Source organism: Streptomyces sp. NPDC014623 (genome assembly GCF_043088245.1).
Taxonomy (GTDB): domain Bacteria; phylum Actinomycetota; class Actinomycetes; order Streptomycetales; family Streptomycetaceae; genus Streptomyces.
The window spans coordinates 180,129-202,105 of the sequence record NZ_JBIBZU010000016.1; the positions used below are offsets into that span (position 1 = coordinate 180,129).

Here is a 21,977-nt window from a genome sequence, read left to right on the forward strand (position 1 = left end):
ACTTCCTTGCTGGTCGGCGGGTGCTGGAGCGCGGTCAGGCGAGGGGGCGCGGGACGAAGGCGAACGCCGAGGAAGGCACCGGCACCCCGTAGGTGCGGAGTTGGTGGGCGCGGGTGGCCACCGCAGCGCCTTCGAGCAGGTTGAGCGCGATCTGCACCACGGACCGGTTGGCCCGGTCCGCCAGACAGCTGCCTGCGGTCCACCGGTTGAACGCGCCCATCGCCGGCCCGCACCAGATCTGGAAGTCACTGCGCCGGGCGGCGTCCCCGGTGATGGCCCAGCGGCTGGAGTTCCCCAGGTACCAGCGGAAGACCAGTGCCATACGGTGCTTGGGATCCTGCTCGGCGCGGTCCGCCTCCGCGGGGTCGCGCTGCTGCCAGAAGCGCCGGGTTCTCGCCCATACGTCGTCGATCGGGGCTCCGAAGACCTCCCGTTCGAGCTTGGCACGCAGCTGCGGGGACAGTTCCTCGAGAGAGGAGTGGGCCTGGTACGCGGCATGGAGGTGTCCGGCTCTCTGGGCGAAGAGACTTCCCCGGCGCAGGACCTGGAGCTTGACGCCCAGCTCGAACATGTCGGCCGCCGGGGCCATGATCACGTCGGCGATGTCGGCGTCGGCCAGCATCGCCTTCGCCTCGTCCGAGATTCCCGCCTCCACGGCGACCTGGTTCACCGAGCCCGTCACCACGTAGGCCGCGCCGAGGGCGAACGCGGCGGCGACCGCGTCCGGAGTGCCCAGTCCACCGGCGGCGCCGACCCTGACCGCCCGCGTGTATCCGTGGCGCCGGGTGATTTCCTCGCGCAGGAGGAGGATCCGCGGCACCAGGACACCGAGGGGCCGGTTGTCGGTGTGTCCGCCGCTGTCGGACTCCACCGTGAGGTCCTCGGCCACGGGCACCAGTGCGGCCAACGCGGCTTCCTGCGCGCTGAGTTCTCCGCTCTCGACCAGGGGACGCAGCAGTTCGGGCGGCGCAGGCGACAGGAAGCGTGCCGCGACCTCCGGCCGCGACACCTTGGCGAAGAGACGGGTACGCCGCACGATCTGTCCGCCCGGGCCCCGGTGCAGCCCCGCTGCCGAGCACAGCACCACGGCCGGAGTGAGGTCCATGAACGCCGAAGCCGAGATGCAGGGGACGGCGTGACGCAGCAGCAGCTTGGCGACCCGGTACTCCAGATCGGGTTCGCCGGGCGAATGGATCAGGTTCACGCCCCAGTTCGGTCTTCCGGCCAGTTCCGCCGTCAGCTCGTGCACCGCTCGTTCCACCTCGGGAAGGCCGAGACCGCCGGCGCCGAAGAACCCGAGCATCTCGGCCCGGGCCATGGCCACCACCATGCGTGTCGTCGCGATCCCGTTCGCCATCTCCCCGGCCACATAGGGGAATCGGACACCGTGGGCCTCGCAGAACGTCCGCCCGCCCAGCCACTCCGGATACAGCGGTGGCAGTGTGCCGACGATGTCACCCACGGGCCGGGGGCCCATCACGAGGCCCAGCTCCCGGCCGGTGGAGCCGGCCACGATGTGCGCGTGGTGACGAACCTGCCGGACGCAGGCCGCGATCTGCTCCGGTGTGAAGGCCGGTGAGGTGGTGACGGTTTCGTCAGGAGGGGCCGGCAGGGACACGGGCTGGTTTCCCATCAGGAGGAGACTCGAACAGCGTGCGTGAGGTGGGACACCTCGCAGAGGTGGCGGGACGGGTCAGGGCGCTCCGGTGGTGACCGCGGGCCGCCTCGCACCGATGCCGGTGGTCAGGTAGTCGAGATCGACGCGGATGCCGGACGGGGAAGCGCCCAGGAGGTTCCGCACGCGTGTGTCGTCGAAACGGCGGCGGTGACTCAGGTACGGCGTGAACCCGGGGTGGAGATCCGTGGCCGCTTCCAGCGGGGTCGGGTCGTCCGGCTTCCTCGCGACGAGCCGCACCGTGACCGGTGCCGTCCTCTCCACCAGGGCGGTGAGGACGGTGGTGGCGACATCATGGTGATGGACGATGTGATAGACGTCGGTCCGCCCGGAGGGCGGCCGGTTCGCCAGCTGGACCATGACAGCGGCCGCGTGCTCCACGGGCATCAGGTTCAGATGCCCGCGGGGGTGGCCCACCAGCCTGACCACCGGCCGGTGCCCCTCGGGAACGCCGCTGGGGGCGGGGCGACCGCCGCACAGCACGGCCTGCACGATCCGGGTGAGGAACTGCAGGGGGTGCTGGGGCAGCCCGGGGCCGGGTGGCAGGTCTGTGACCAGGACGCTCGGCCGCATGACCACAACCGGCCGCCCGTGGAGCCGCGACCAGTCGTGCACCAGGACTTCGGCCTCGTACTTGGACTGCTCGTAGCTGTTCTCGAAGCCGTGGCGGTCGTCCAGTTCGTCCTCGTAGACGACACCTTCACGACGTGCGCCGCCCACGAAGGCGGTGCCGATGTGATGGACCAACGGCCGGCGGGCACCGGCTGCGGCCAGCTCCAGCACGTGCCGGGTTCCTTCGACGTTGACCCGGCGGAGGTTTCCGAGTTCGTCGTCGAGGTTGATGTTGCCCGCGCTGTGCCAGATCACGTCCAGTTCGTCGGCCAGCCGCTGGAAGGCCGCGGTGGGCAGTCCCAGTCCCGGCCTGCACAGGTCGGTCTCCACGACACGGAGCCTGCCGGGGAGTTCTGCGATCAGTGCGGCGGGCGCATCGGTCAGCTCCATGAAGCGGGTGATACGCCCGAGCGCGCCCTCCGACCCGGCATGCGCGAGGACCGTCAACGAGTCATGCCGCTCCAGCAGTTCACGGACGAGACGCAGTCCTAGGAATCCGGTGCCCCCGGTAAGAGCGACGCGCACTTTTCAGTAACTCCAGAGTCAGAGAACGAAGATCCGGTTGCCCTTTCAGGGGACCGCGGAGACTGGCGCAGCCGTCCGTGAACCGCACCGGACGGAGCTACGCCATGGACAACCACCGGTCTGTCGGCAGGGAAACGGCATGACCGGCACGTGGGCGCAGATTCACCCGATCGGCCCTGCGTCCCGGCGGAGGGCGAGCGGGGACCCTATGCCCCGTCCCTCACTATGACGTAACGAAATCGCCCGATTGGGCATGTTACAAGCCGTGTTGTTCATTCCTTCGGGACACAGCCGGGCGCCGTCGCGGGAGAACAGGCGCCCGCCCCGAAGCGATCGTCACCGGACTGCGCGAGGTCCGGCGGGAACCCGCCTTTGCAAGGAACGCAACACCCCGCCGGGCATCCGGCCCGCGCCCGGGGCGCACGCGGGCTCCGGCGCCCGCCTCGGGCGCGTCTGCGCGACGGCACACCGCGCGTTCTTCGCCGCGAGGGCGTCCCGGCCCCGGCGGCGGTCTCCTCCTCGGCGGTCGCCGGGGAGGAGCTCCGTCATCGCGGTGGGGGCCGCTCACGCGTCTCCGGTCCGGACGGCGTCAGCGGATCGCGGTGCCAGGTGCGGCGGCGAGCAGGCCGAGCTCGTCGCGGCGGGGCAGCCCCTCCCAGTCGCCGTCCGAGGCGACGGCGAACGCACCGAGTGTGTTCGCACGGGCGAGGCGCTCGTGCGGCGGAAGTCCGTCGAGGAGGCCGGAGAGGTATCCGGCGCAGAACGCGTCGCCGGCCCCCACCGTGTCGCGTACGGGCACGCGCAAGGCGGGCAGGGAGTACCGGACATCCCGCCGGTCCCGGAACGCCGCTCCCTCTCCCCCGCGTTTGACGACCACTTCTCGCACTCCGGCGTCGAGCAGCGCGTCGACAGCTCGCTCCTCCCCGTCGGGCCCCTCGGTGGACGCGTCGGTGACGACCGGCAGTTCGTCGTCCGAGGCGATCAGGACGGTGAGGTGCGGCAGCAGCGGACGAAGCGCCCGGCCCGCTTCCCCGGCCGTCCAGAGCCGCTGCCGGTGGTTGACGTCCAGAGCGACGGTCCACCCCCGGGCGCGGGCGTGGGCGGCGGCTGCACGCACCGCCTCCAGGGGGCCCGGCCCGAGGGCGCAGGTGATGCCGGTCAGATGGAGCACTCGGGCGCCGTCACCGAGTGCGGGCCCGATGTCGGCGGGGGTGAGCAGGGAGGCGGCGGAACCGCTGCGCCAGTAGTGGACCCGCACGAGGTCGGCGACGCGCTGCTCGCGGAGCATGGCGCCGGTGGGGGCCGTGGCATGGGCGGCGGCACGGGAGACGTCGACGCCTTCCCCGCGGAGCGTACGCAGGACGAGGCGGCCGGGCTCGTCGTCACCGACGAGGCCTGCCCAGGCGGCGCGGTGGCCCAGCCGGGCCAGCCCGATGGCGACGTTCGACTCGGCACCGGCGACGGTGGTACGGGCCTGGGCGCCGACCGTCAGGGCACCGGGCAGCTGGGTGGCGAGCATGGTCTCACCGAACGTCAGCACATCGGCGGACGCGGATGCTGTCCCGGCCACGGTCCTCACGCCTCCCCTCGCGTGTCGCGGGCGCAGAGTGCCACGAACCGGCGGGTGCGTTCGCGCAGGGCGGTCAGGTCGCCGCCGTGTGCGGCGTCGCCCACCAGCGGTGATCCGACACCGACCGCGACCGCGCCGTGGGCGAGGTACTGCTCGGCGCCGGCGAGGTCCACTCCGCCGACGGGCACGAACGGCATGTCGGGGAAGGGGTCGCGCAGAGCCTTGAGATAGGCGGGGCCGCCGAGTGAAGCGGGGAACAGCTTGACGGCGTCGGCGCCCGCGCGCCGGACCGCGACGGCCTCGGCCGGAGTGAGGGCGCCGGCCAGGACCGGCAGCCCGGCATTGACCGACGCGGCCACGGCTTCGGTGTTCGCGGGGGTCACGATCCAGCCTGCCCCGGCTTCGTGGGCGCGGGCGACGTCGTCCTCACTCAGCACGGTGCCCGCGCCGACGACGGTTCCGGGCCCCACCTCGGAGGCGGCACGGCGTACGACCCCGAGGGCGTCGGTGGTGTTGAGCGAGACCTCCACGAGTGCCACGCCCTCCTCCGCGAGGGTCAGGACGGTGCGCAGGGCCGCGTCGGCGTCGGAGCCGCGCACGATGGCCGCCAGCCGGGTGCGACGGAGTACGTGGGCGAAGGTGTCGCTGGTCAGGGGGTTCGGGGAGTGCATGTGGTTCACGTCCAGTGGATAGCGATGCTCTGTTCTGGGTGAGAATGTTCCGAACGGTAAAGGCTATCCGGAGGCCGATGGCGGGCGGGGCGGCCCCCGGTGGGCGGTGCGGCGCGAGGAGCACGCCGAAGACCTCGGCGGGTGCCACGACACGGGCCTCCCCCGGCCCGGGCGCCATCCGCACCGCGGGTTCCGGAGGCATCCTCATCCACTCACCGAGCCGCGGACGCCCGTGGGCACGTGTGGTCCCGTCGGCCGTGCCGTCCTGGTCACGGGGACGGCCGGGCGGGGCGCCGGTCCCGATACCACGCGGCCGGCCTGTGCCCCCACACAACCACGGGGAGGGCCCGACGGCTGTCACCGATGTCGCCCGGCCCTGCGACGCGCACGTCCGGGTCCCGCCGGACGGCCGGCCCCGGGGTATGGCCCGGGGTGACGGATATGCGCTGATGGCATATCAACTTTTTACCGGAGGAGGAATTTGAAGCCACAGCACGGGGTGCCGTCTTGCCGCCCACCGAAGAGCCCTGATGTGATGGCGGATTCGGGCCGGCAGGACGGGGGACGTCGGTGTTCATGGGGGGCAGCAGCAGCTGCTCAGAGGCCTGCTGGAGGGACGAGATTCATGGGCGAGGACATACGGGGGCGCGGAGTCCGCTTCCGGATTCTCGGTTCGTTCGAATGCTGGGACGGGGCGGAACGCGTCCGGGTCGGTGGCCCCGTGCACGAAAGGGTGCTGGTCACCCTGCTGCTGGAGCCCCAACGCGTGCTCCCCGTCTTCCGGCTGGTGGAAGCAGCCTGGGACGAGAACGCACCCGCCACCGCCGCCCACCAGGTGCGGAAGGCCGTAGCCGAGTTGCGGCAGCGCATCCCCGACGGGCGGAACCTGATCGTCACCGAGGGGCCGGGATACCGGGCGCTGACCACGCCCGAGCAGGTGGACCTCAGCCAGTTCACCGAAGGGCTGAAACAAGCCAGGGAGGCGACCGCCGCAGGGCAGAGCGCATACGCCGCCACCGCGCTGCGCGAGGCACTCGAACTGTGGCGGGGCCCTCTCCTGTCCGGCAGCGGCGGCTCTGTGCTCTCCGCCGCTTCCGCGGCTCTGGAGGAGCGGCGGCTGACCGCCGTCGAGCAGCTTTTCGACCTCCGGCTCGCCGCGGGCGAGAACAGTGAACTTATCGGTGAGTTAAGGGAGTTCATAGAAGCGAACCCGCTCCGAGAGACCTTGCGCGGCCAGCTGATGCTGGCCCTGTTCCAGTCCGGGCGCCAGGCCGAGGCGCTGGAGGAGTTCGCGAAGGTCCGCGAGTTCCTGGTCGACGAACTCGGTATCGGCCCCGGCGACGCCCTCACCGACCTGCACCAGGCCATCCTGCGCAACAGCCCCGAGCTCGCCGCCCCGCCCCAGCCCGCCGGACCCGCCGTCGCTCCGTTCACCCCGGAGGGCTCGCCCTCCACCCTTCCCTACGACCTGCGCGACTTCACCGGCCGCGAGGAGGAGGTACGCCAGCTGCTCGGTTTCGTGGCGCACGCCCCGGGCACCGGCCCCCTCATCGTCGCCATCGACGGCATGGGCGGAAGCGGCAAGACCTCCCTCGCCGTACGCGCGGCCCACCAGCTCGCCGACCGTTACCCGGATGCGCAACTCCACATCGATCTCCGTGGGTTCACCCCGAGCGAGCAGCCTCTCAGCGCCGGGGCCGCTGCCGAGGCCCTGCTGCGCATGCTCGGTGCGCCGGGCGAGCGCATCCCCGACGACGCGGAGGGCCGCATCGCCCTGTGGCGGCGCACCATGAGCTCCCGCCGGATGATCCTGCTGCTCGACAACGCCATGGACGAGTCCCAGGTCAGGCCACTTCTCGCGTCTCCCACCCAGACCCTCGTCCTGGTCACCAGCCGTGCCCTGCTCGTGGACCTCGATGCCGCGCACACCGTCTCCCTCGGTGTCATGCCCCCGCACGACAGCGTCGCCCTCGTCGAGGGTGTCCTCGGCAGTGCCCGCGCCCGCGCGGAGCCGGAGGCCGTCGCGCAGCTCGCCGAGCTCTGCGGCCATCTGCCGCTCGCGCTCCGCATCGCCGCGGCCCGGTTGCGCAAGCGTCCCCGCTGGACCGTCCGCTATCTGGTGGACCGGCTCCGTGACGACGCCCATCGGCTGTCCGAGCTCAATTCGGGCGAGCGCAGTGTCGAGGTGACCCTGAGGCTCTCCTACGAGGGGCTGTCGGCCGAGACCCGGGAGGCGTTCCGGCTGCTGGGCCAGCATCCCGGCGCCGAGATCGAGGCGTACGCGGCCGGCGCCCTGCTCGACAAACGGGCGCGGGAGGCGGAGGACGTACTGGAGTACCTCCTCGACATGCACCTGCTGCAACAGTACGAGACCGGCCGCTACGTCTTCCACGACCTGGTCCGCAGCTTCGCCCAGAACCTCTCGCGAGGCGGCGGCTCCCCGGTGCCCGGGAACGGTGGGAGCACCCCGGGCGACGAGGAGGCGGCTCGCGCCGTGCGCCGCCTCCTCGACTTCGCGCTGAGCGCCACCGACGCGGCCTGCGACCTCCTCTTCCCCGGGCGGGCCCGGATCCGCCGCCCCGAGCTCCGGTCGGCTGCCGAGCTCCCACCGCTGGACAGTCCCGAGCAGGCCCGGGACTGGTTGGAGCGCGAACAGGACTCGCTGCTGGCCGGCGTGTCCCTCGCGTATCGCTGGGAACTGGACAGCCATGTCGGACTGCTCGCCGCCAACGTCGTCTTCCCGCTCGATCTGCGGGGGCGCCTGGAGGAGTTCCGGGAGTTGTGCCGCACTGCCGTCACCGCCTCCCGCAGGCTCGGTGATCCGGCGTTGCTGCGGCTGAGCCTGTCCAACCTGGCCATCGCCTGCTGGAAGCTGGGCCGCTTCGAGGAGGGCATCACGATGTCGGAGGAGGCGTTCGACCTGGCCGTTCGCCTCGCCGACCGGCGTGGTGAAGCCAAGGACACCGGCGTCCTCGGTCTCCTGCTCAGCGCGCTGGGACGGTACGACGAGGCTCTCCCCCGCCTGGAACGGTCCATCGCGATCAAACGTGAGCTCGGTGCGGAGCGCGCCGAAGCCGAGTCCCTCACCAATCTGAGCAATCTGTACGCCGAATGGGGCCGCTTCCCCGAAGCCGTGGAGGCCGCCACCCGTGCCGTCACGCTCTCCCGCAGCATCGGAGCCGTCGACAAAGAGGTCGAGGGCCTCACCGATCTGGCGGTCGCCCGGCTCGGCCTGGGGGCGGTGGAGGAGGCCGCCGATCTGCTGCGGCGGGCCCGCAAGCTGGCCGCGGACGTCATGTCGCCCGCCGACATGTCCCTGCTGCTCGCCCTGTCCGCCGACAGTGCAGACCGGCTCGGCGAGACCACTCAGGCCACCGAGTGGGCGGACTCCGCGCTCCGGCTGGGCGACCTCAGCGGTGCGCCGATGCGGGAAGCGGCCGTCGGCAACATCATCGGCCGGCTGCATACCCGCAGAGGCCGGTACGCCCTTGCGCTCGAACTCCACCAGCAGGCACATCGTGCGGCCTCCGGCGTGGGCTACCGGGTCGAGGAGGCACGCGCGCTGGCCGGTATGGGCCGCGCCCTGGAACACCTCGGCGATCACGAAACGGCCCGGGTCCACCTGGCAACGGCGGACGGGGCTTTCGACGCGATGGGGATTCCCGCAGGGCGGGTGGTCTGAACCGGTCTTCCCGCCGGATCGGGCATACCTCGGATTCCGCTCGTCCGCCATCGACGTCGGCACGCGGAAGCCCGCTCCCCTGGCGGGGAGCGGGCTTCCGCGTGGAAGGGGCGCCGGGGTGGAGGAACGCCGATACGTAGGACGCGGTCACGGTCAGGCCGCGAGGTTGGGGCCTTCACCGGACGTCGGAGCGACATTCGGGCCTTCACCGGACGTCGGAGCAACGTTCGGACCCTCACCGGACGTCGGAGCGACATTCGGACCCTCACCGGACGTCGGAGCGACATTCGGACCCTCACCGGACGTCGGAGCGACATTCGGACCCTCACCGGACGTCGGAGCAACGTTCGGACCCTCACCCTCGTTCGTCACCAGGTACGCGGTGGCCACCGAAGCGTGCACGGTACGGTCCGTCGTGGCCGCGAGTGCGGCAGTGCTGCCCGCCCCCAGCGTGAGAACGGCCGCCGTTACGAATCCCGCCATCGTGAACACCGTGTTCCGCATCTGGTTTCCCGCCTTCTGGAGTGGTCCTGCCTGGGTTTCCCTGCTGACAGGAACGACATTCGCGGGACCCGCTCCCGACCTGTTCCACTTCCGCTACCGCCCTTCCCCGTCCGCCGGGAACGGAGCGGGAAACCCTCACCGCAGACACGGGAAGGCACGGGGAAGGACGCCGGGACCGCAGGTACGCGAAGGGCCCGCCGGATAGCTCGGCGGGCCTTCGCAGGGGGAGGGACCGGGTCAGGTCAGACGATCGAGGACGGCAGACGTACGGTCGGCGAGTTCGGCAGGGGTGAGGGCCGTGAGCAGGACGTGTCCGTCCCGCACCTCCCGCACGCCCGCGAGTGCCGTGATGTCCTCCGGAGCGTCGTGCGGACCACGCAGCGGGACGGCTGCGGCGCATCCGACCAGCACGGGCGCCTCCATCGGCTTTCCCGACAGTGCGCGCACCAGTTCCCGCTCCGGCACCAGCCCCGTGGTCAGTTCGATCAGCTGGGACGTCGGCCATGGTGCTTGTTGAGTACGGGAGTTGATGATGCGGGGGCCGTCGGCGGTGTGCGCGATCCGGGTGAAGGCGTACCCGAATTCGTATCCGGCGAGGTCGAGCAGTCCGGTGGCGAGGGCCCGGATCTCTGCCTCTTCCTGCCGGGTGAGCGGCGCGGGAAAGGCGTGGAGGGGGGCATCCTCCCTCGCCGTGCCGGCGCCGCCGGGAGGCTGACCCGGCTCGGGCGACGGCCCTGCGGAGGTCTCGCCCGATTCCGTGAAGCGCAATTCGACGATACCGGTGACCCTGTGCATGCCTTCCGCCGTCAGCGTCTCCACGCCGTACTCGACGTCGTACGGCAGCGGTCCGTCCCGCGGCCCGGTGGGCAGCGCGACCGCTGCCCACTGGGGGCCACTGCGGGTCAGCAGGCCCCGGATCAGTGACGGGTCGGCGAGCAGCCGGGCCGCGGCGGCCGGGTTCGGGGACAGTCCCAGCCGTTCGGCCGTCTCCAGCACACCGGGCAGGACGCTCGCTTCGCCGCAGGCGATCAGCATGCTCACCCGGTGGGTCCGGGCGGTCTCCGCGAGGTGCGCGCCGAGTGCGTCGTCGTCCGGGAAACGGGCTGTGTCGGTGACGGTGAGGACATGGAAACCGGCCTCCGTCGCCTCCGCGACCAGCCGGGGCGGCGGGGAGACGAGAAGGAGAGGGCGGGGCTCGGAGTGACCGGACCCGGGGGGCGACGTCATGGCTGTCCACCTGTGTCCTGCAGGGCGGGCGTGGGGGCGACGGCGGCATCTGCCTGGAGCACGTCGGCGAGCACTCCGCCCTTCCCCCAGTGGCCGGGTTCCACGTCCCGCACGATGACGGTGACGGCTTCCTTGGGACATCCCGCTATGCGGGACACGCAGGCGGTCAGTTCGCCGACGAGCTCCTCGCGTTGGGCACGGTCGTTCCCTTTCCACCAGTCGACTGAGATCACGGGCACGGGGAGCTCCTCTGTTCGAATTCGAGTGGGTCGATGGGCGGTTCGACCGGGGTGCCGACAGGCCGGGCCCCGGAGAGCCCGGGGCGGCGGGAGAGCCGGAGGTGGTGCTCAGGCGAGTGTGAGGGCGGCCGTTCCCGTCTGTTTCCCGCCACGTTCCCTCTTCGTTCCGCCGACCTCGCCGAGAGCCCCACCGGGCAGGAACGGGCCGGGACTCCAGTGGGAAGGCGGCCCGGCACGCTCTGTTCCAGTCAAGAGGCCCGCCCCTCCACTGGAGCCACGATGAGCCTGCTCAGCCCGACGAAACCGGAGCCGATTCCCGCCTCCGGCACCGCTTCCGGCACCGCCTCCCCCGGCGGTCCCGCGACGGCGGACGCCCCCGACGCCACCCCCGCCTCCCCCACGCCCCGCCTTCTGGCCGCCCTCCGTGAGGACCTCCACGTCGTCGTCGCACGCGACCCGTCCGTGCGGGGCGCGAAGGAGGCGGTGCTCCACCCCGCGCTGACCGCACTGTGGGCGCACCGGGTCGCTCACCGCATGCACCGCCGTGGTCTGCGGATACCGGCCCGGCTGCTCGCACGGTGGGCGCGCCGGGTGACGGCGGTCGAGATCCACCCGGGTGCGGTGCTGGGCCGCCGGGTCTTCATCGACCACGGCGCCGGGGTGGTGATCGGTGAGACCGCTGTCGTCGGCGACGACGTGACGATGTACCACCAGGTCACCCTGGGCGCGGTCGGCTGGTGGAGCGACAACAAGCGGCCCGAGGGTGACCGCCGCCACCCCGTCGTCGGCAGCGGTGTCGTCCTCGGTGCCAACTCCACCGTCCTCGGTCCGGTGACCGTCGGCGACCGTGCGGTCATCGGCGCACAGGCCCTGGTCAACAAGGACGTCCCCGGCGGCGCCCGGGTGCTCGCGCCCACCGCCGTCATCAAGGAACCGGGGCGCCGCCCGGAGTTGATGGAGGACGTCTTCACCATCATCGCCTCCGCGGGCTCCTGGTGACCCCCCGCGTGTCCGTACTTTCCGACTCCCCCGATTGCGAGAGATGAGAACCGTGACGACCATCGCACAGGCCCCTCCGGCCCACATCGCCCCCGTCCGACCCGCGGTCGCCTCCCGCATCGAGGACCTCGTCGGTTCCACGCCGCTGCTGGAACTGCGCCTGCGCGACCTGGCTCCCGGCGCCCGTGTGCTGGCGAAGCTGGAGTCGGCCAACCCCATGTCCTCCAGCAAGGACCGCGCCGCCCTCTACATGCTGCGCGCCGCAGAGAACCGCGGCGACCTCCGGCCCGGCGGCACCGTCATCGAGGCCACCTCCGGCAACACCGGTATCTCGCTGGCCGCCTTCTCCGCCTCCCGCGGCTATCGCTGCGTGATCGTGCTCCCGGACAACGCCACCACCGAACGGGTCAAGCTGCTGCGCGCCTTCGGGGCGGAGATCGTCCAGACGCCGAGCGCACTCGGCTACCCGGGTGCGATCGCCGAGGCGGAGCGGCTGCACGCGGCCACTCCCGGCTCCTGGTTCCCGTGCCAGCACGAGAACCAGGACAATGTCCGGGCCCACTACGAGACCACCGGCCCCGAGATCCACTCCGCCGTCGCCTCCACCGGCCGCCGCATCGCCGCCTTCGTGTGCGGGGTCGGCACCGGTGGGACCCTCACCGGGGTCGCCCGCCACCTCAAGGAACAGGACCCGGACGTGCGGGTGATAGCCGTCGAGCCGGAGAAGTCGCCGATCCTCTCCCAGGGTTATGCGGGCCAGCACCGTATCCCGGGTCTCAACGGCGGTTTCGTCGCCGCCACCACCGACGTCACGCTGATCGACGAGGTGCTCACCGTCTCCGACGAGGACGCCCTGCGCACCGCGCGCCGGCTCGCCCGTGGTCAGGGCCTGTTCACCGGTGTCTCGTCCGGCGCGGCCGTGCACGCCGGCGAACTGGTCGCCCGTCGGCCCGCGTTCGCCGACGGCATCGTGGTGACTCTGCTGCCCGACACCGGTGAGCGCTATCTGAGCATGTGGGAGGCCTGAGCATGAGCCACGCCATGTTCCGGGCCTACGCCGACGCGGTGAAGGCCGAGATCGGAGTGGCCACCACCACCCGCTTCATCGCTCTCGCCGAGACCACCGACGGCCGCTTCGGGCTCTTCCACCACTCGATGCTGCCCGGCGCCGGCGGAGCCGACCCGCACTACCATTCCCGCATCTCGGAGTCCTTCTACGTACTGACCGGCGAAGTGCGCCTGCACGACGGAACCGGTTGGCGCACGGCCAGGGCGGGGGACTTCCTGCATGTGCCGGAGAAGGCGGTGCACGGCTTCCGCAACGAGAGCGACTCGCTCGCCGAAATGCTGATCATCTTCACCCCGGCGGAACACCGCGAGGGCTACTTCGAAGGCCTCTCCGCTCTCCTGGCCGACGGCAACCGTCCGTCCCGCGAGGAGATGGTCGCCCTGATGGAGAAGTACGACCAGTACGAGGTCGACGCCCCCGACACGGACCACGACCACCCGCACTCCCATGGACACGGCACCACACACCCGCACCAGGCCCCCCACGTGCACCACTGACGCAACCGTCTCGCTGTCATTCCCCGCATCCCCGCCTCCCTCTCGAGGAGAACACACCATGAACCTCACCAACTGGGGCCGCTTCGGCCTGCTGGCCGCCCTGTGGGGCTGCAGCTTCGCCTTCATCAAGATGTCGCTGGAGGCCTTCGCGCCTCTCCAGCTCGCCTCCGGCCGCCTGATCGTCGGCGCCCTCGTCGTCCTCGGCATCCTCGCCATGAAGCGGCTCACCCTGCCCTCCCGCAAGATCTGGGGACACATCGCCGTCGCCTCCGTCTTCGGCAACGTCATCCCCTTCACCCTCTTCGCCATCGGCGAGCAGCACACCACCGCGACCACCGCCGGAGTCATCCAGGGCGCGACTCCCCTCATCACGATGGGCGTCGCCGCCCTCGCGCTCTCCGAGGAGAGGCCGACGGCCCGCAAGGTGGCCGGACTGGTCGGCGGGTTCGTCGGGCTGATCGTGGTCGTCGGGCCGTGGAACACCGACGGGTTCGGCACGCTCGGCGGTCAGCTCGCCTGTGTCGGCGCCGCGGCCAGCTACGCCGTCAGTTTCGTGTACGTACGCCGCTTCATCGGCCCCCACAAGCTGCCGGCCCTCTCCGTGACCGCCGCCCAGCTCGGCGCCGCCGCCGTCATCACCGTGGTGGTCACCACCTTCATGACCGGCTGGACGCTGCACGGCGACCTCACCGCCAAGCCGCTGCTCGCTCTGCTGGTGCTGGGCGCGGCCTCCACCGGCATCGCCTTCGCCCTGCTCAACCGGCTGATCGCGGATGCCGGGCCGACGACGGCGTCCGGCGTGAACTACCTCGTGCCGGTGTTCTCCGTGGCCGTCGGTGTACTGGCCCTCGGGGAGCCGCTGACCTGGAACGTTCCGGTGGGCGGCGTCGTCGTCATCGCCGCACTGGCTCTCGCTGAGGGCCGCTTCTCCCTCCTGTCCAAGCGCGCGGAGACCGCACCGCCGGCCCCGGTCGCACCCGCCCGGGTCCCGCAGAAGGCCACCCCGTAAGCAGCTGCCCGCACCAGGAGCCGTACGACGCACCACACCGAGCCGGGGCCGGCGCGGACACCCTTTCCGGGTGCCTGCGCCGGCCCCGGCTCGTTGCGCCAAACGCACCCGGTCCTCCCGCCCCCCGGCGGCACCGGGGCACGACAGCCGAGTGGTCCGGGACGCTTCCCGGTCATGTCCCTCGCACCGGTAGCGGAGCGGGAGGACGGCGGGATCGGCCAGGGCGAACCTGAAGTCACAGGACGAAGGGAAGCACCACAAGCCCCTCACTCCCTCCCCCACCCCTCAAGGAGCCCACCGCATCATGCGCACATCCACCTCGGGAACCCTGACCGCGACTCCCCTCGGGGACGCCCGCATCATCGCCGCCGCCGACTTCCAGTTCGCTCCCCTGCCGGGCCGGCCCGGCGGGCGGACCACACTCGCCACTCCGGTGAGCCCCGCCGCGGGCGCCACTCATGTCACCCTGCACGTCGTACGCATCGCGGCGGGCGAGTCCTTCAGCCCCGAGGCGAGCGTCGAGGAGGAGAACACCGCGGTCGTCCTCGACGGTCTGGGAACGGCGGCGGTCGGCCCCCGCATCCGCCGGGTGGGCCGCGCCGATGCCGTGTACGCGCCCACCGGGCAGGCACTGACCCTCACCGCCGACTCGGCGGGTCTGACCGTCTACGTGTGGCGCACTCCGCTGGCCGCCGGGCGCCGCGCCGGCACGGCCCCCGAGCCCTTCTCCAGCCTCTGGGACGAGACGACCCAGCTGCGCGGCTTCGGTGGCACCGGCCAGATCGCCCCCGACACCGACCGCGCCACCATGAACTTCGTCTTCTGGCCCGGCAACGGCAGCAGCCAGCTCTGCCTTCACTGCGGGATCCAGCAGCCCGGTCAGACCTTCAACGTCCACCTTCACCCCGACAGCGACGAGGCGTTCATCGCCTTCGAGGGCATCGGCCAGATGTACCTGCGCGACCGCTGGATCGACGTCGCCGCAGGTGACGTCCTGTACGCCGCGCCCGGCGTCCTGCACGGCGCACGCAACCCGCACACCGGTCCCGGAGCCCGGCGCTTCGTGACCTGCGGCGGCCCCAGCCCGTACGACCCGGCGCTCTACTCCGCCGCCGGTCTCTCCTCCGACGTCAGGTGATCTGAACCATGTGCCGTATCCACGGATCCTTCCACGCCCGTACCACCGCCCAGGAAATGCGCGACGTCGCCGGCCTCCAGCACCACGGCGGGCCCGACGCCCAGTCCTTCGCCCAGGGCTCCGGCTGGGCGCTCGGCAACAACCGGCTGTCGATCATGGACCCCGAGGGCGGCGCCCAGCCGTACCGCCTCGGTGACATCACCGTCGTCTTCAACGGCGAGCTCTACAACCACGACCGGTTGCGCACCGAACTCATCCGGCAGGGCTACCACTTCGAGGACCGCTGCGACGGCTCGATCCTGCCGGCGCTGTACCTGACGTACGGAGACCGGTTCGCCGAGCAGCTCGACGGCATGTTCTCCGTCGCCGTCATGGACCTGCGGGGCGCCCCGCGCCTGGTGGTCGCCACCGACGCGTCCGGCATGAAGCCCTTGTACTACCACTGGGAAGAGCGCAGCGGCCGCTTCCACTTCGCCTCGGAGCTCCCCGCCCTGCTCGGCTTCACCGACGTACGTCCTTACGAGGACGAACTGGGCCTGCACACCTACCTGTCGGCCAAGACACCCTTCGGCCAGCGCACCATGTTCCGGGGCATCGACGTGCTGCCGCCGGCTGCCACCGCCGTCATCACCCTCGAGGAGGGCCTGCGCCTCACCACCCGGCGGATGGGCTACGAGTCCGCACCTCCGGTCCCCGAGGGGCGCAGCCTCGCGCAGGCGGGCGGTGAACTGCGCGAGCTGCTGGCCCGCGAGGTGTCCCGGCTGCTCGTCGCCGACGCCCCGGTCGCCGCCATCACCTCAGGCGGTCTCGACTCCAGCCTGGTCACGGCGCTCGCCGCCCGCACCCTGCGGGACCGCGGCGCGTCCGGTGCCCTGCACACCTTCAACATCGCCTACACGGGTGACTGGCCGGGTGACGAGCGTGTCTTCGCCGACGAGGTGTCCCGGCACACCGGCACCGTCCACCACCAGGTGGAGATCGACCCGGCCACCTTCCCCGACCTGATGGGTGATGTCGTACGGCACCTCGGGCAGCCGAACGCCGACCCGATCACCCTCAGCACCTATTCGCTCTTCCGGGCGGTTCGCGACGCCGGGTTCAAGGTCGCTCTCACGGGTGATGCGGCAGACGAACTCTTCGGTGGGTACGCGCGCATGACCCAGGCGCTCGCCGCCCCCGAGGGCGCGGACTGGGCCGGCGCCTACCTCGATCACCTGGCCGCCGTACCGCGCTCCCTGCGCGAGCATCTCTACACCGGTGACTACGCCGCCCGTGTCCACTCGCTCGGCTCGTCCGCCATGCTGCCGCCCGGCCTCACCGACACGCTCGCGCACGGCGCGGGCAGCCGTCTCCAGAGGATCTGCCGCATCGAGCAGCGCTACCGGCTGCCGGCCTATCACCTGCGCCGGGTCGACCACCTGTCGATGGCCAGCTCGGTGGAGGCCAGACTTCCGTTCTGCCAGCCCGCTGTCGTGCGGTACGCGGCGACACTGCCCGACCGGCATCGCACCGTGCCCGGCACGGGCGTCAAACGCGCCCTGTACCGGGCCGCCGAGGGACTGCTGCCGCACAGTGTCCTGAACCGTCCCAAGCAGCCGTTCACCCTTCCGATCACCGCGATGCTGGCCCCCGGCCAGCGGCTGTGGGCGATGGCCCGCGACGTCCTGTCCCCGCAGGCGCTGCGTGCCGACGGCCGGCTGCGGTACGAGGCCGTGGACGCCCTGTTCGCCGAGCAGACGGCCCGGCCGTCCGACCAGGTGTCACTGGCCCTCTGGGCACTGATGTCGCATCAGATGTGGCGTACCGAGTTCTTCGGCTCGTCCGCCGGTGCCATGGTGCGCACCCCTGAGCCGGTGGGGGCCCTCGGATGAGCGTCTCACTCGCCAGGGCGCACGGCGCGCCGTGCCCCACCGCCGTCCTGGACGGCCGTGACTTCCCCGAGTCGGAGCCCGAGCTCCTGCGCGCGCTCGCCGACCTGCGGGCCGACCTGTCCGGGCAGGGAGCCGGCGACGTGCTGAAGAACGCGATAGTCCGGCCGTCCAGGCACCCTCTCTTCGACCTCGACTACCGGTTCGTGCAGTCCCTTCCGCAGAGTCATGACAGCTTCGACCTGCGTGGCTCCTGCGGTCACTCGATCCTGGCCGCCGTCGAGGCCGCCGCCCGCACCGGCATGATCCAGCCGCTGGTGCCGGGCTGCCGCGTCCGGGTCAACGTCCTGAACAACGGCGACAACGTGGTCTGCGAGACCGAGGAGACCTCCGACGGCGGCACCCGGTTCACCGCCCACTTCCTGTGCTCGCCGCCGCTGAGGCTGCCCGAGCTGCTCATGACGGGCGAACCGGTGACCCAGGTCCCCTTCGAAGGCCGGGTCGTGCCCGTCTCGCTGGTGTCGATGGGCAACCCGTACGCCTTCGTCGACGCCTCCGAACTCGGGGTGAGCGGTCCCGGCACGCTCTTCGCGGACGATCCGCGGTTGTTCACCGCCATGACCCGGCTGCGGGTAGCGGTCTGCGAGTCGCAGGGCTGGGACACCTTCGGGGCCTTCCCGAAGATTGCCGCCCTGCTGCCGCAGGAGGGCGGCGGGCTCTTCGTACGGGCGGTGTCCGTGCCGTCCTGGCACCCGACGGTCGCGCTGACCGGTGCGATCTGCCTGGGTGCAGCAGCCGGGATCGCGGGCTCCGTGCCCTGGTCGCTGGCCGGCCGGGCGGCGCAGGACCCCGATGCGCTGCTGCCGGTGCGTACCCCCGGCGGGTGCGTGCGTGTCGCCGCCCGCTCGACACAAGGCCCCGACGGAGTCCGCCGACTCGACTGGGTGTCGGTCGCCGAGAAACAGGTCGAGTACCGGGGGCTGCTGCCGCGCCCCAGGACCACCGCTCCGCAGACCGCTTCCGTCGCCGGCCGCCGTACCCCCGTACTCGCCACGTCCGACCACGCATCCGAGGAGACCCCGTGGGTTCCGCTGACAGCCTGACCGCCGAGCGCCGGAGCGCACCGCCGCAGGCACTGCCCGCCCCGTACGCCGTCGATCCGTACACGACGACCGGCTCCCGCCGTGCCGGCCGGACCGACCCCGTCCGTCCTGCTCCTCTCGTCCCTTCGCCGGAGGTCCTGAGCCGTCTGGCGGCCTGTGCCGAGGTAGCCGACCGCAGCGGGGAGCCGGACCGTCAGGCCGTCACCGTGCTGCGCGAGAGCGGGCTGCTGGCTCTCGTCGTACCCAAGTCCCACGGCGGTGCGGGGGCCGACGCGGTGGCGCTCAACTCCTGTGTCGAGCAGGTCGCCTCGGTGAACGCCTCCGCCGCGATCATGCTCTTCCAGCACTGCGCGGTCACCAGCCGGATCGTCGAGAACGGCACCCCCGCCCAGCACCGCCAGGTCCTGCCCAAGCTGGCCGGCGGTCAGTGGCTGGCCGCTTCCGCGTGGTCCGAGAGCGGGGCGGGGGCCGACAAGAAGAACCTCTCGACCCGGGCCCGTCGTACCTCTGACGGGGACTGGCTGCTCGACGGAGCGAAGTCGTTCACCACCAGTGCCGGGCTGGCCGACGTCTATCTCGTCCTGGCGCAGTCGCAGGAGGAGCCCTCCTCCCCGGGCTCCTCGAAGGACACCGGGTACGGGGCCGCCGGCCAGACGTTCTTCCTGATTCCCGGTGACCATCCCGGCCTGTTGCCCGACACCTCGCTCCGGCTGAGCGGAATGCGCGGCTCCGCCACGGGTTTCGTGTCGGTGCGGGAGTGCCGCGTCCCCGACACCGCACGGCTCGGCGCACCGGGCGTCGCCGCGTCCATCATCGCCCGGGTCCGCAACAGCGGTGCCACACTCGGAGCGGTCGCCGTGGGGGTCGCCCAGGCGGCACTCGACGCCGCGCACGAGCACGCCGCACGCCGCGGGCTCTACGTCCATCAGGCGGTGCGCCACCGTCTGGTGGACCTGGCCACCCAGGTCGAGACCGCCCGCGCGGTGGTGGAGCGCGCCGGCCGCCGCACCTCGGCGGATCCGGGGCTGACCACCCTGCACTCCAAGCTGGCCGCCTCCGCGACGGCCGAGCGGGTCGTGGCGGACGTGGCCCAGTTCCTCGGCTCGGCGGGATACGTCGAGACGCATCCGATCAACCGGTTCGGGCGCGACGCCCGTGCCGTCGCCCTGATGGGACCGACCAACGACCTCTGCAAGGAATTGGTGAGCCTGCCGTGGAACCGATGACCAACGCCCCCTCGTCCCGTATATCCGCGGCCTTCGGCCACGCACCCGCCGCCGAAGCCGACCTGGTGGTGGAAGGCGGCCGGCTCGTCACTCCCGACGGGGTCCACGACGGCGCCGTCGTCGTCCGTGGCGGCCGCATCGACGCCCTGGTCGCCCCCGGCGACCCGCTCCCTTCCGGGCCACGCCTGGACGCCCGCGGCCGGTACGTCCTGCCGGGCCTGATCGACTCGCACGTGCACTTCCGCACCCCCGGGCTGGAGCACAAGGAGACCTGGGAGCACGGCAGCCGGGCCGCCCTCGCGGGCGGAGTAACCACCGTCATGGACATGCCGAACACTCGTCCGCCGTCCCTGGACGCGACGTCCCTGCGGGCCAAGGCGGCACTGATCGCGGGCAGGTCGTACGTGGACCACCGTTTCCACATGGGGGCCGATCCGGATCATCCGGAGGTCCTGGCCGGCCTCGACCCGGCGGTGGCGACTTCCGCGAAGGCGTTCATGGCCGGGCACCACACCGCGCCCGTGGTCTTCCGCGAGGCACATCAGCTGGAGGCGGCCTTCGCCGCCGCCGCGCGCGGCAATGTGCGCCTCGTGCTGCACGCCGAGGACCAGCACGTCTTCGACCTCCTCGACTCCCGGAGCGGGGATCCCGAGTCGTACGGCGCCTACGAACCGCATCGTCCGCGCTCCGGAGCGATCGTCGCCGTCGCCAAGGTCGTCCAGCTGGCCAGGACGCACGGGACCAAGGTGCACGTGCTGCACGTGTCGTCGGCGGAGGAGACCGACATGCTGGCCGCGGCGGCGGGCGAGGGGCTGCCGATCACCTTCGAGGTCACCGGCCACCACCTTTCGTTCACCGATCACGACACCGCCCGGCGCGGCCCGCGGACCCGGCTCTCCCCGGCGATCCGGGCCCCGCGCGACCGGGAACGGCTCTGGCAGGCCGTGCTCAGCGGTGAGGCCACCACCATCGGCAGCGATCACGCCCCGCACACCGTCGAGGAGAAGAACCGGCCGCCGGCCGACGCACCGCCCGGTCTGCCCGGCGTCCAGGAACTCGCCGTCTCCGTCTGGACGGGCCTGCTCGCCCGGGGAATCGAGGCCGACACGGCGGCCGCCCACCTCGTACGGCTGATGGGCGCGGGACCGGCGGACCTGTTCGGGCTGCTGGGCAAGGGCCGTCTGACGGTCGGTGCGGACGCCGACCTCGCACTCCTCGACCCGGCCGCGCGCTGGCAGCTGTCGGCACGGCACGTGCAGTCGCTGTGCGGTTGGTCGGCGTACGAGGGCTGGATGTTCACGGGGCGGTTCACGACGGTGGTGGCAGGCGGCCGGCTGGCCTGGGACCTGACCCGGGGAACGGTGGGTGAGCCTCGCGGCCGCTGGCTGCCGGGGCCGGCCGGGCCCGCGGCGGGCCCTCGTGAGGCGGCTTCGCCGGCGGTATCGGACCGCGAGCTGGAAGGGGCGTCCCGATGAGCGCCACGAGTCTGCTGACCGAGTCCGCGGCACGGAGTGCGGCCACGGCCTCCGCCCTGGCCCCCGAGACATCTGGGGCGGTCATGTCCCGCGACATCCCGGCCGACGAGTTCCGTGCCGCGATGGCCTCCCTCGCCGCCCCCGTCACGGTGGTGACGTGCTACGACGACACGGGCGCCCCACGGGGCCTGACAGCGAGCGCGGTCTCCTCGCTGTCGCTGGACCCCCCGTTGCTCCTGGTCTGCCTGGACCGCGGCTCGCGCACCCACGACGTACTGACCGGAGCGGCGGCCTTCACCGTCCATCTGCTCGGCCCGGAGAACGAGGTCCTGGCGAGGAAGTTCGCGGGGCCCACCGAACAGCGCTTCGAGGGCGTCACGCTGGCCACCGGGCCGACCTCCCGCCACGCACCCCAACTGGCCGACTCCGCGCTGCGGCTGACCTGCGCGCGGCACGACGTGATCGAGGCGGGGGACCACACGATCCTGGTGGGCCGGGTGGCCGTCGCCGACTGCCTGGGCCGCCCGGCGGGCGGTCTGGTATGGCACCACAGGGGCTTCGCGCACGCCAGACCGGCGGAGACGCGCTGACCGGGCGAGGGGGGTGGGAGGCACGCCCGAAGGGACGCCACCAGGCGTGGTCACGGACGTACACGGAGCGCAGAATGAGCGGCGGCCCGGCCGGGGATCCCCGGCCGGGCCGCCGCGTCGTGATCCGGCCCGAGCGTTACGGCCCGGCGTCCACGGCGCACATCCGCGCCGACCACCCGCCTCCGTCGATCACCCGGGGGTGTCAGCAGCATTGACGCCTCCTGGCGGCGCCATTATGTTTCCGGCGACATAGCGAACGACGTGCGAAATATCGAACGGCCACACCCTGAGCGGGCGC

At 71.9% G+C, this 21,977-nt stretch carries 17 protein-coding genes; 11 read left to right on the forward strand and 6 right to left on the reverse strand.

The features are described 5' to 3' along the window. Positions 1-34: 34 nt before the first annotated feature. The 4 genes from ACF1FZ_RS24970 to ACF1FZ_RS24985 all read right to left on the reverse strand — a co-directional run bounded on the left by ACF1FZ_RS24970 (position 35) and on the right by ACF1FZ_RS24985 (position 5,053). Positions 35-1,633 (reverse strand): PfaD family polyunsaturated fatty acid/polyketide biosynthesis protein, encoded by a 1,599-nt coding sequence (locus ACF1FZ_RS24970; RefSeq protein WP_391775615.1) that lies wholly within the window; start codon positions 1,631-1,633, stop codon positions 35-37. Between the two features lie 60 nt (positions 1,634-1,693). After that, positions 1,694-2,812 carry an SDR family oxidoreductase gene (locus ACF1FZ_RS24975; protein WP_391775616.1) on the reverse strand — a complete coding sequence of 373 codons (1,119 nt, stop codon included), beginning with the start codon at positions 2,810-2,812 and terminating at the stop codon, positions 1,694-1,696. 589 nt (positions 2,813-3,401) lie between these two features. Next, positions 3,402-4,382 (reverse strand): sugar kinase, encoded by a 981-nt coding sequence (locus ACF1FZ_RS24980; protein WP_391775617.1) that lies wholly within the window; start codon positions 4,380-4,382, stop codon positions 3,402-3,404. Positions 4,383-4,387: 5 nt separating this feature from the next. Further along, on the reverse strand, positions 4,388-5,053 hold the full coding sequence (locus ACF1FZ_RS24985) for a bifunctional 4-hydroxy-2-oxoglutarate aldolase/2-dehydro-3-deoxy-phosphogluconate aldolase (protein WP_391775645.1): 666 nt from the start codon (positions 5,051-5,053) through the stop codon (positions 4,388-4,390). A 625-nt stretch (positions 5,054-5,678) separates the two neighbouring features. On the opposite strand from ACF1FZ_RS24985, the gene ACF1FZ_RS24990 reads away from it, so the two are divergent. After that, positions 5,679-8,735: a BTAD domain-containing putative transcriptional regulator gene (locus ACF1FZ_RS24990; protein ID WP_391775618.1), complete on the forward strand. Its 3,057-nt coding sequence runs from the start codon at positions 5,679-5,681 to the stop codon at positions 8,733-8,735. A gap of 741 nt (positions 8,736-9,476) precedes the next feature. Here ACF1FZ_RS24990 and ACF1FZ_RS24995 read toward each other — a convergent pair. Both ACF1FZ_RS24995 and ACF1FZ_RS25000 read right to left on the reverse strand, forming a co-directional pair. Beyond that, positions 9,477-10,466, reverse strand: a complete 990-nt coding sequence (locus ACF1FZ_RS24995) for a hypothetical protein (RefSeq protein ID WP_391775619.1) — start codon at positions 10,464-10,466, stop codon at positions 9,477-9,479. Continuing rightward, complete coding sequence (locus ACF1FZ_RS25000; protein ID WP_391775620.1) at positions 10,463-10,705, reverse strand: 4-oxalocrotonate tautomerase family protein; 243 nt, start codon at positions 10,703-10,705, stop codon at positions 10,463-10,465. Before ACF1FZ_RS25000 ends, ACF1FZ_RS24995 begins: the two co-directional genes overlap by 4 nt. 279 nt (positions 10,706-10,984) lie before the next feature. Between ACF1FZ_RS25000 and epsC the strand changes: the two genes are divergently transcribed. The 10 genes from epsC to ACF1FZ_RS25050 all read left to right on the forward strand — a co-directional run bounded on the left by epsC (position 10,985) and on the right by ACF1FZ_RS25050 (position 21,679). Continuing rightward, positions 10,985-11,704, forward strand: coding sequence for a serine O-acetyltransferase EpsC (epsC, locus tag ACF1FZ_RS25005; RefSeq protein ID WP_391775621.1), 720 nt, complete (start codon positions 10,985-10,987; stop codon positions 11,702-11,704). A gap of 43 nt (positions 11,705-11,747) precedes the next feature. Further along, positions 11,748-12,731 carry a PLP-dependent cysteine synthase family protein gene (locus ACF1FZ_RS25010; protein WP_391775622.1) on the forward strand — a complete coding sequence of 328 codons (984 nt, stop codon included), beginning with the start codon at positions 11,748-11,750 and terminating at the stop codon, positions 12,729-12,731. Positions 12,732-12,733: 2 nt separating this feature from the next. Continuing rightward, the gene (locus ACF1FZ_RS25015) at positions 12,734-13,270 is read left to right on the forward strand and encodes a cupin domain-containing protein (RefSeq protein ID WP_391775623.1); all 537 of its coding nucleotides are present in this window, start codon (positions 12,734-12,736) and stop codon (positions 13,268-13,270) included. A gap of 58 nt (positions 13,271-13,328) precedes the next feature. Next, complete coding sequence (locus ACF1FZ_RS25020) at positions 13,329-14,279, forward strand: DMT family transporter (protein WP_391775624.1); 951 nt, start codon at positions 13,329-13,331, stop codon at positions 14,277-14,279. Between the two features lie 304 nt (positions 14,280-14,583). Next, complete coding sequence (locus ACF1FZ_RS25025) at positions 14,584-15,417, forward strand: cupin domain-containing protein (protein WP_391775625.1); 834 nt, start codon at positions 14,584-14,586, stop codon at positions 15,415-15,417. Positions 15,418-15,425: 8 nt separating this feature from the next. Further along, positions 15,426-17,288, forward strand: a complete 1,863-nt coding sequence (gene asnB, locus ACF1FZ_RS25030; RefSeq protein WP_391775626.1) for an asparagine synthase (glutamine-hydrolyzing) — start codon at positions 15,426-15,428, stop codon at positions 17,286-17,288. After that, the gene (locus tag ACF1FZ_RS25035; protein ID WP_391775627.1) at positions 17,285-18,388 is read left to right on the forward strand and encodes a PrpF domain-containing protein; all 1,104 of its coding nucleotides are present in this window, start codon (positions 17,285-17,287) and stop codon (positions 18,386-18,388) included. Before asnB ends, ACF1FZ_RS25035 begins: the two co-directional genes overlap by 4 nt. Further along, positions 18,367-19,614, forward strand: coding sequence for an acyl-CoA dehydrogenase family protein (locus ACF1FZ_RS25040; RefSeq protein ID WP_391775628.1), 1,248 nt, complete (start codon positions 18,367-18,369; stop codon positions 19,612-19,614). The genes ACF1FZ_RS25035 and ACF1FZ_RS25040 overlap by 22 nt, the downstream gene beginning before the upstream one ends. Then, on the forward strand, positions 19,611-21,089 hold the full coding sequence (locus ACF1FZ_RS25045; protein ID WP_391775629.1) for a dihydroorotase family protein: 1,479 nt from the start codon (positions 19,611-19,613) through the stop codon (positions 21,087-21,089). The genes ACF1FZ_RS25040 and ACF1FZ_RS25045 overlap by 4 nt, the downstream gene beginning before the upstream one ends. Then, on the forward strand, positions 21,086-21,679 hold the full coding sequence (locus tag ACF1FZ_RS25050; protein ID WP_391775630.1) for a flavin reductase family protein: 594 nt from the start codon (positions 21,086-21,088) through the stop codon (positions 21,677-21,679). Before ACF1FZ_RS25045 ends, ACF1FZ_RS25050 begins: the two co-directional genes overlap by 4 nt. Positions 21,680-21,977 lie beyond the last annotated feature (298 nt).

Bases quoted from the DNA above. Each gene is read 5' to 3' on its own strand.
- ACF1FZ_RS25020 (WP_391775624.1), top strand. From the start codon at position 13,329: ATGAACCTCACCAACTGGGGCCGCTTCGGCCTGCTGGCCGCCCTGTGG.
- ACF1FZ_RS25015 (WP_391775623.1), top strand. From the start codon at position 12,734: ATGAGCCACGCCATGTTCCGGGCCTACGCCGACGCGGTGAAGGCCGAG.
- asnB (WP_391775626.1), top strand. From the start codon at position 15,426: ATGTGCCGTATCCACGGATCCTTCCACGCCCGTACCACCGCCCAGGAA.
- ACF1FZ_RS24995 (WP_391775619.1), bottom strand. From the start codon at position 10,466: ATGACGTCGCCCCCCGGGTCCGGTCACTCCGAGCCCCGCCCTCTCCTT.
- ACF1FZ_RS25035 (WP_391775627.1), top strand. From the start codon at position 17,285: ATGAGCGTCTCACTCGCCAGGGCGCACGGCGCGCCGTGCCCCACCGCC.
- ACF1FZ_RS25025 (WP_391775625.1), top strand. From the start codon at position 14,584: ATGCGCACATCCACCTCGGGAACCCTGACCGCGACTCCCCTCGGGGAC.
- ACF1FZ_RS25045 (WP_391775629.1), top strand. From the start codon at position 19,611: ATGACCAACGCCCCCTCGTCCCGTATATCCGCGGCCTTCGGCCACGCA.
- ACF1FZ_RS25050 (WP_391775630.1), top strand. From the start codon at position 21,086: ATGAGCGCCACGAGTCTGCTGACCGAGTCCGCGGCACGGAGTGCGGCC.
- epsC (WP_391775621.1), top strand. From the start codon at position 10,985: ATGAGCCTGCTCAGCCCGACGAAACCGGAGCCGATTCCCGCCTCCGGC.
- ACF1FZ_RS24990 (WP_391775618.1), top strand. From the start codon at position 5,679: ATGGGCGAGGACATACGGGGGCGCGGAGTCCGCTTCCGGATTCTCGGT.
- ACF1FZ_RS24985 (WP_391775645.1), bottom strand. From the start codon at position 5,053: ATGCACTCCCCGAACCCCCTGACCAGCGACACCTTCGCCCACGTACTC.
- ACF1FZ_RS25010 (WP_391775622.1), top strand. From the start codon at position 11,748: ATGAGAACCGTGACGACCATCGCACAGGCCCCTCCGGCCCACATCGCC.
- ACF1FZ_RS24970 (WP_391775615.1), bottom strand. From the start codon at position 1,633: ATGGGAAACCAGCCCGTGTCCCTGCCGGCCCCTCCTGACGAAACCGTC.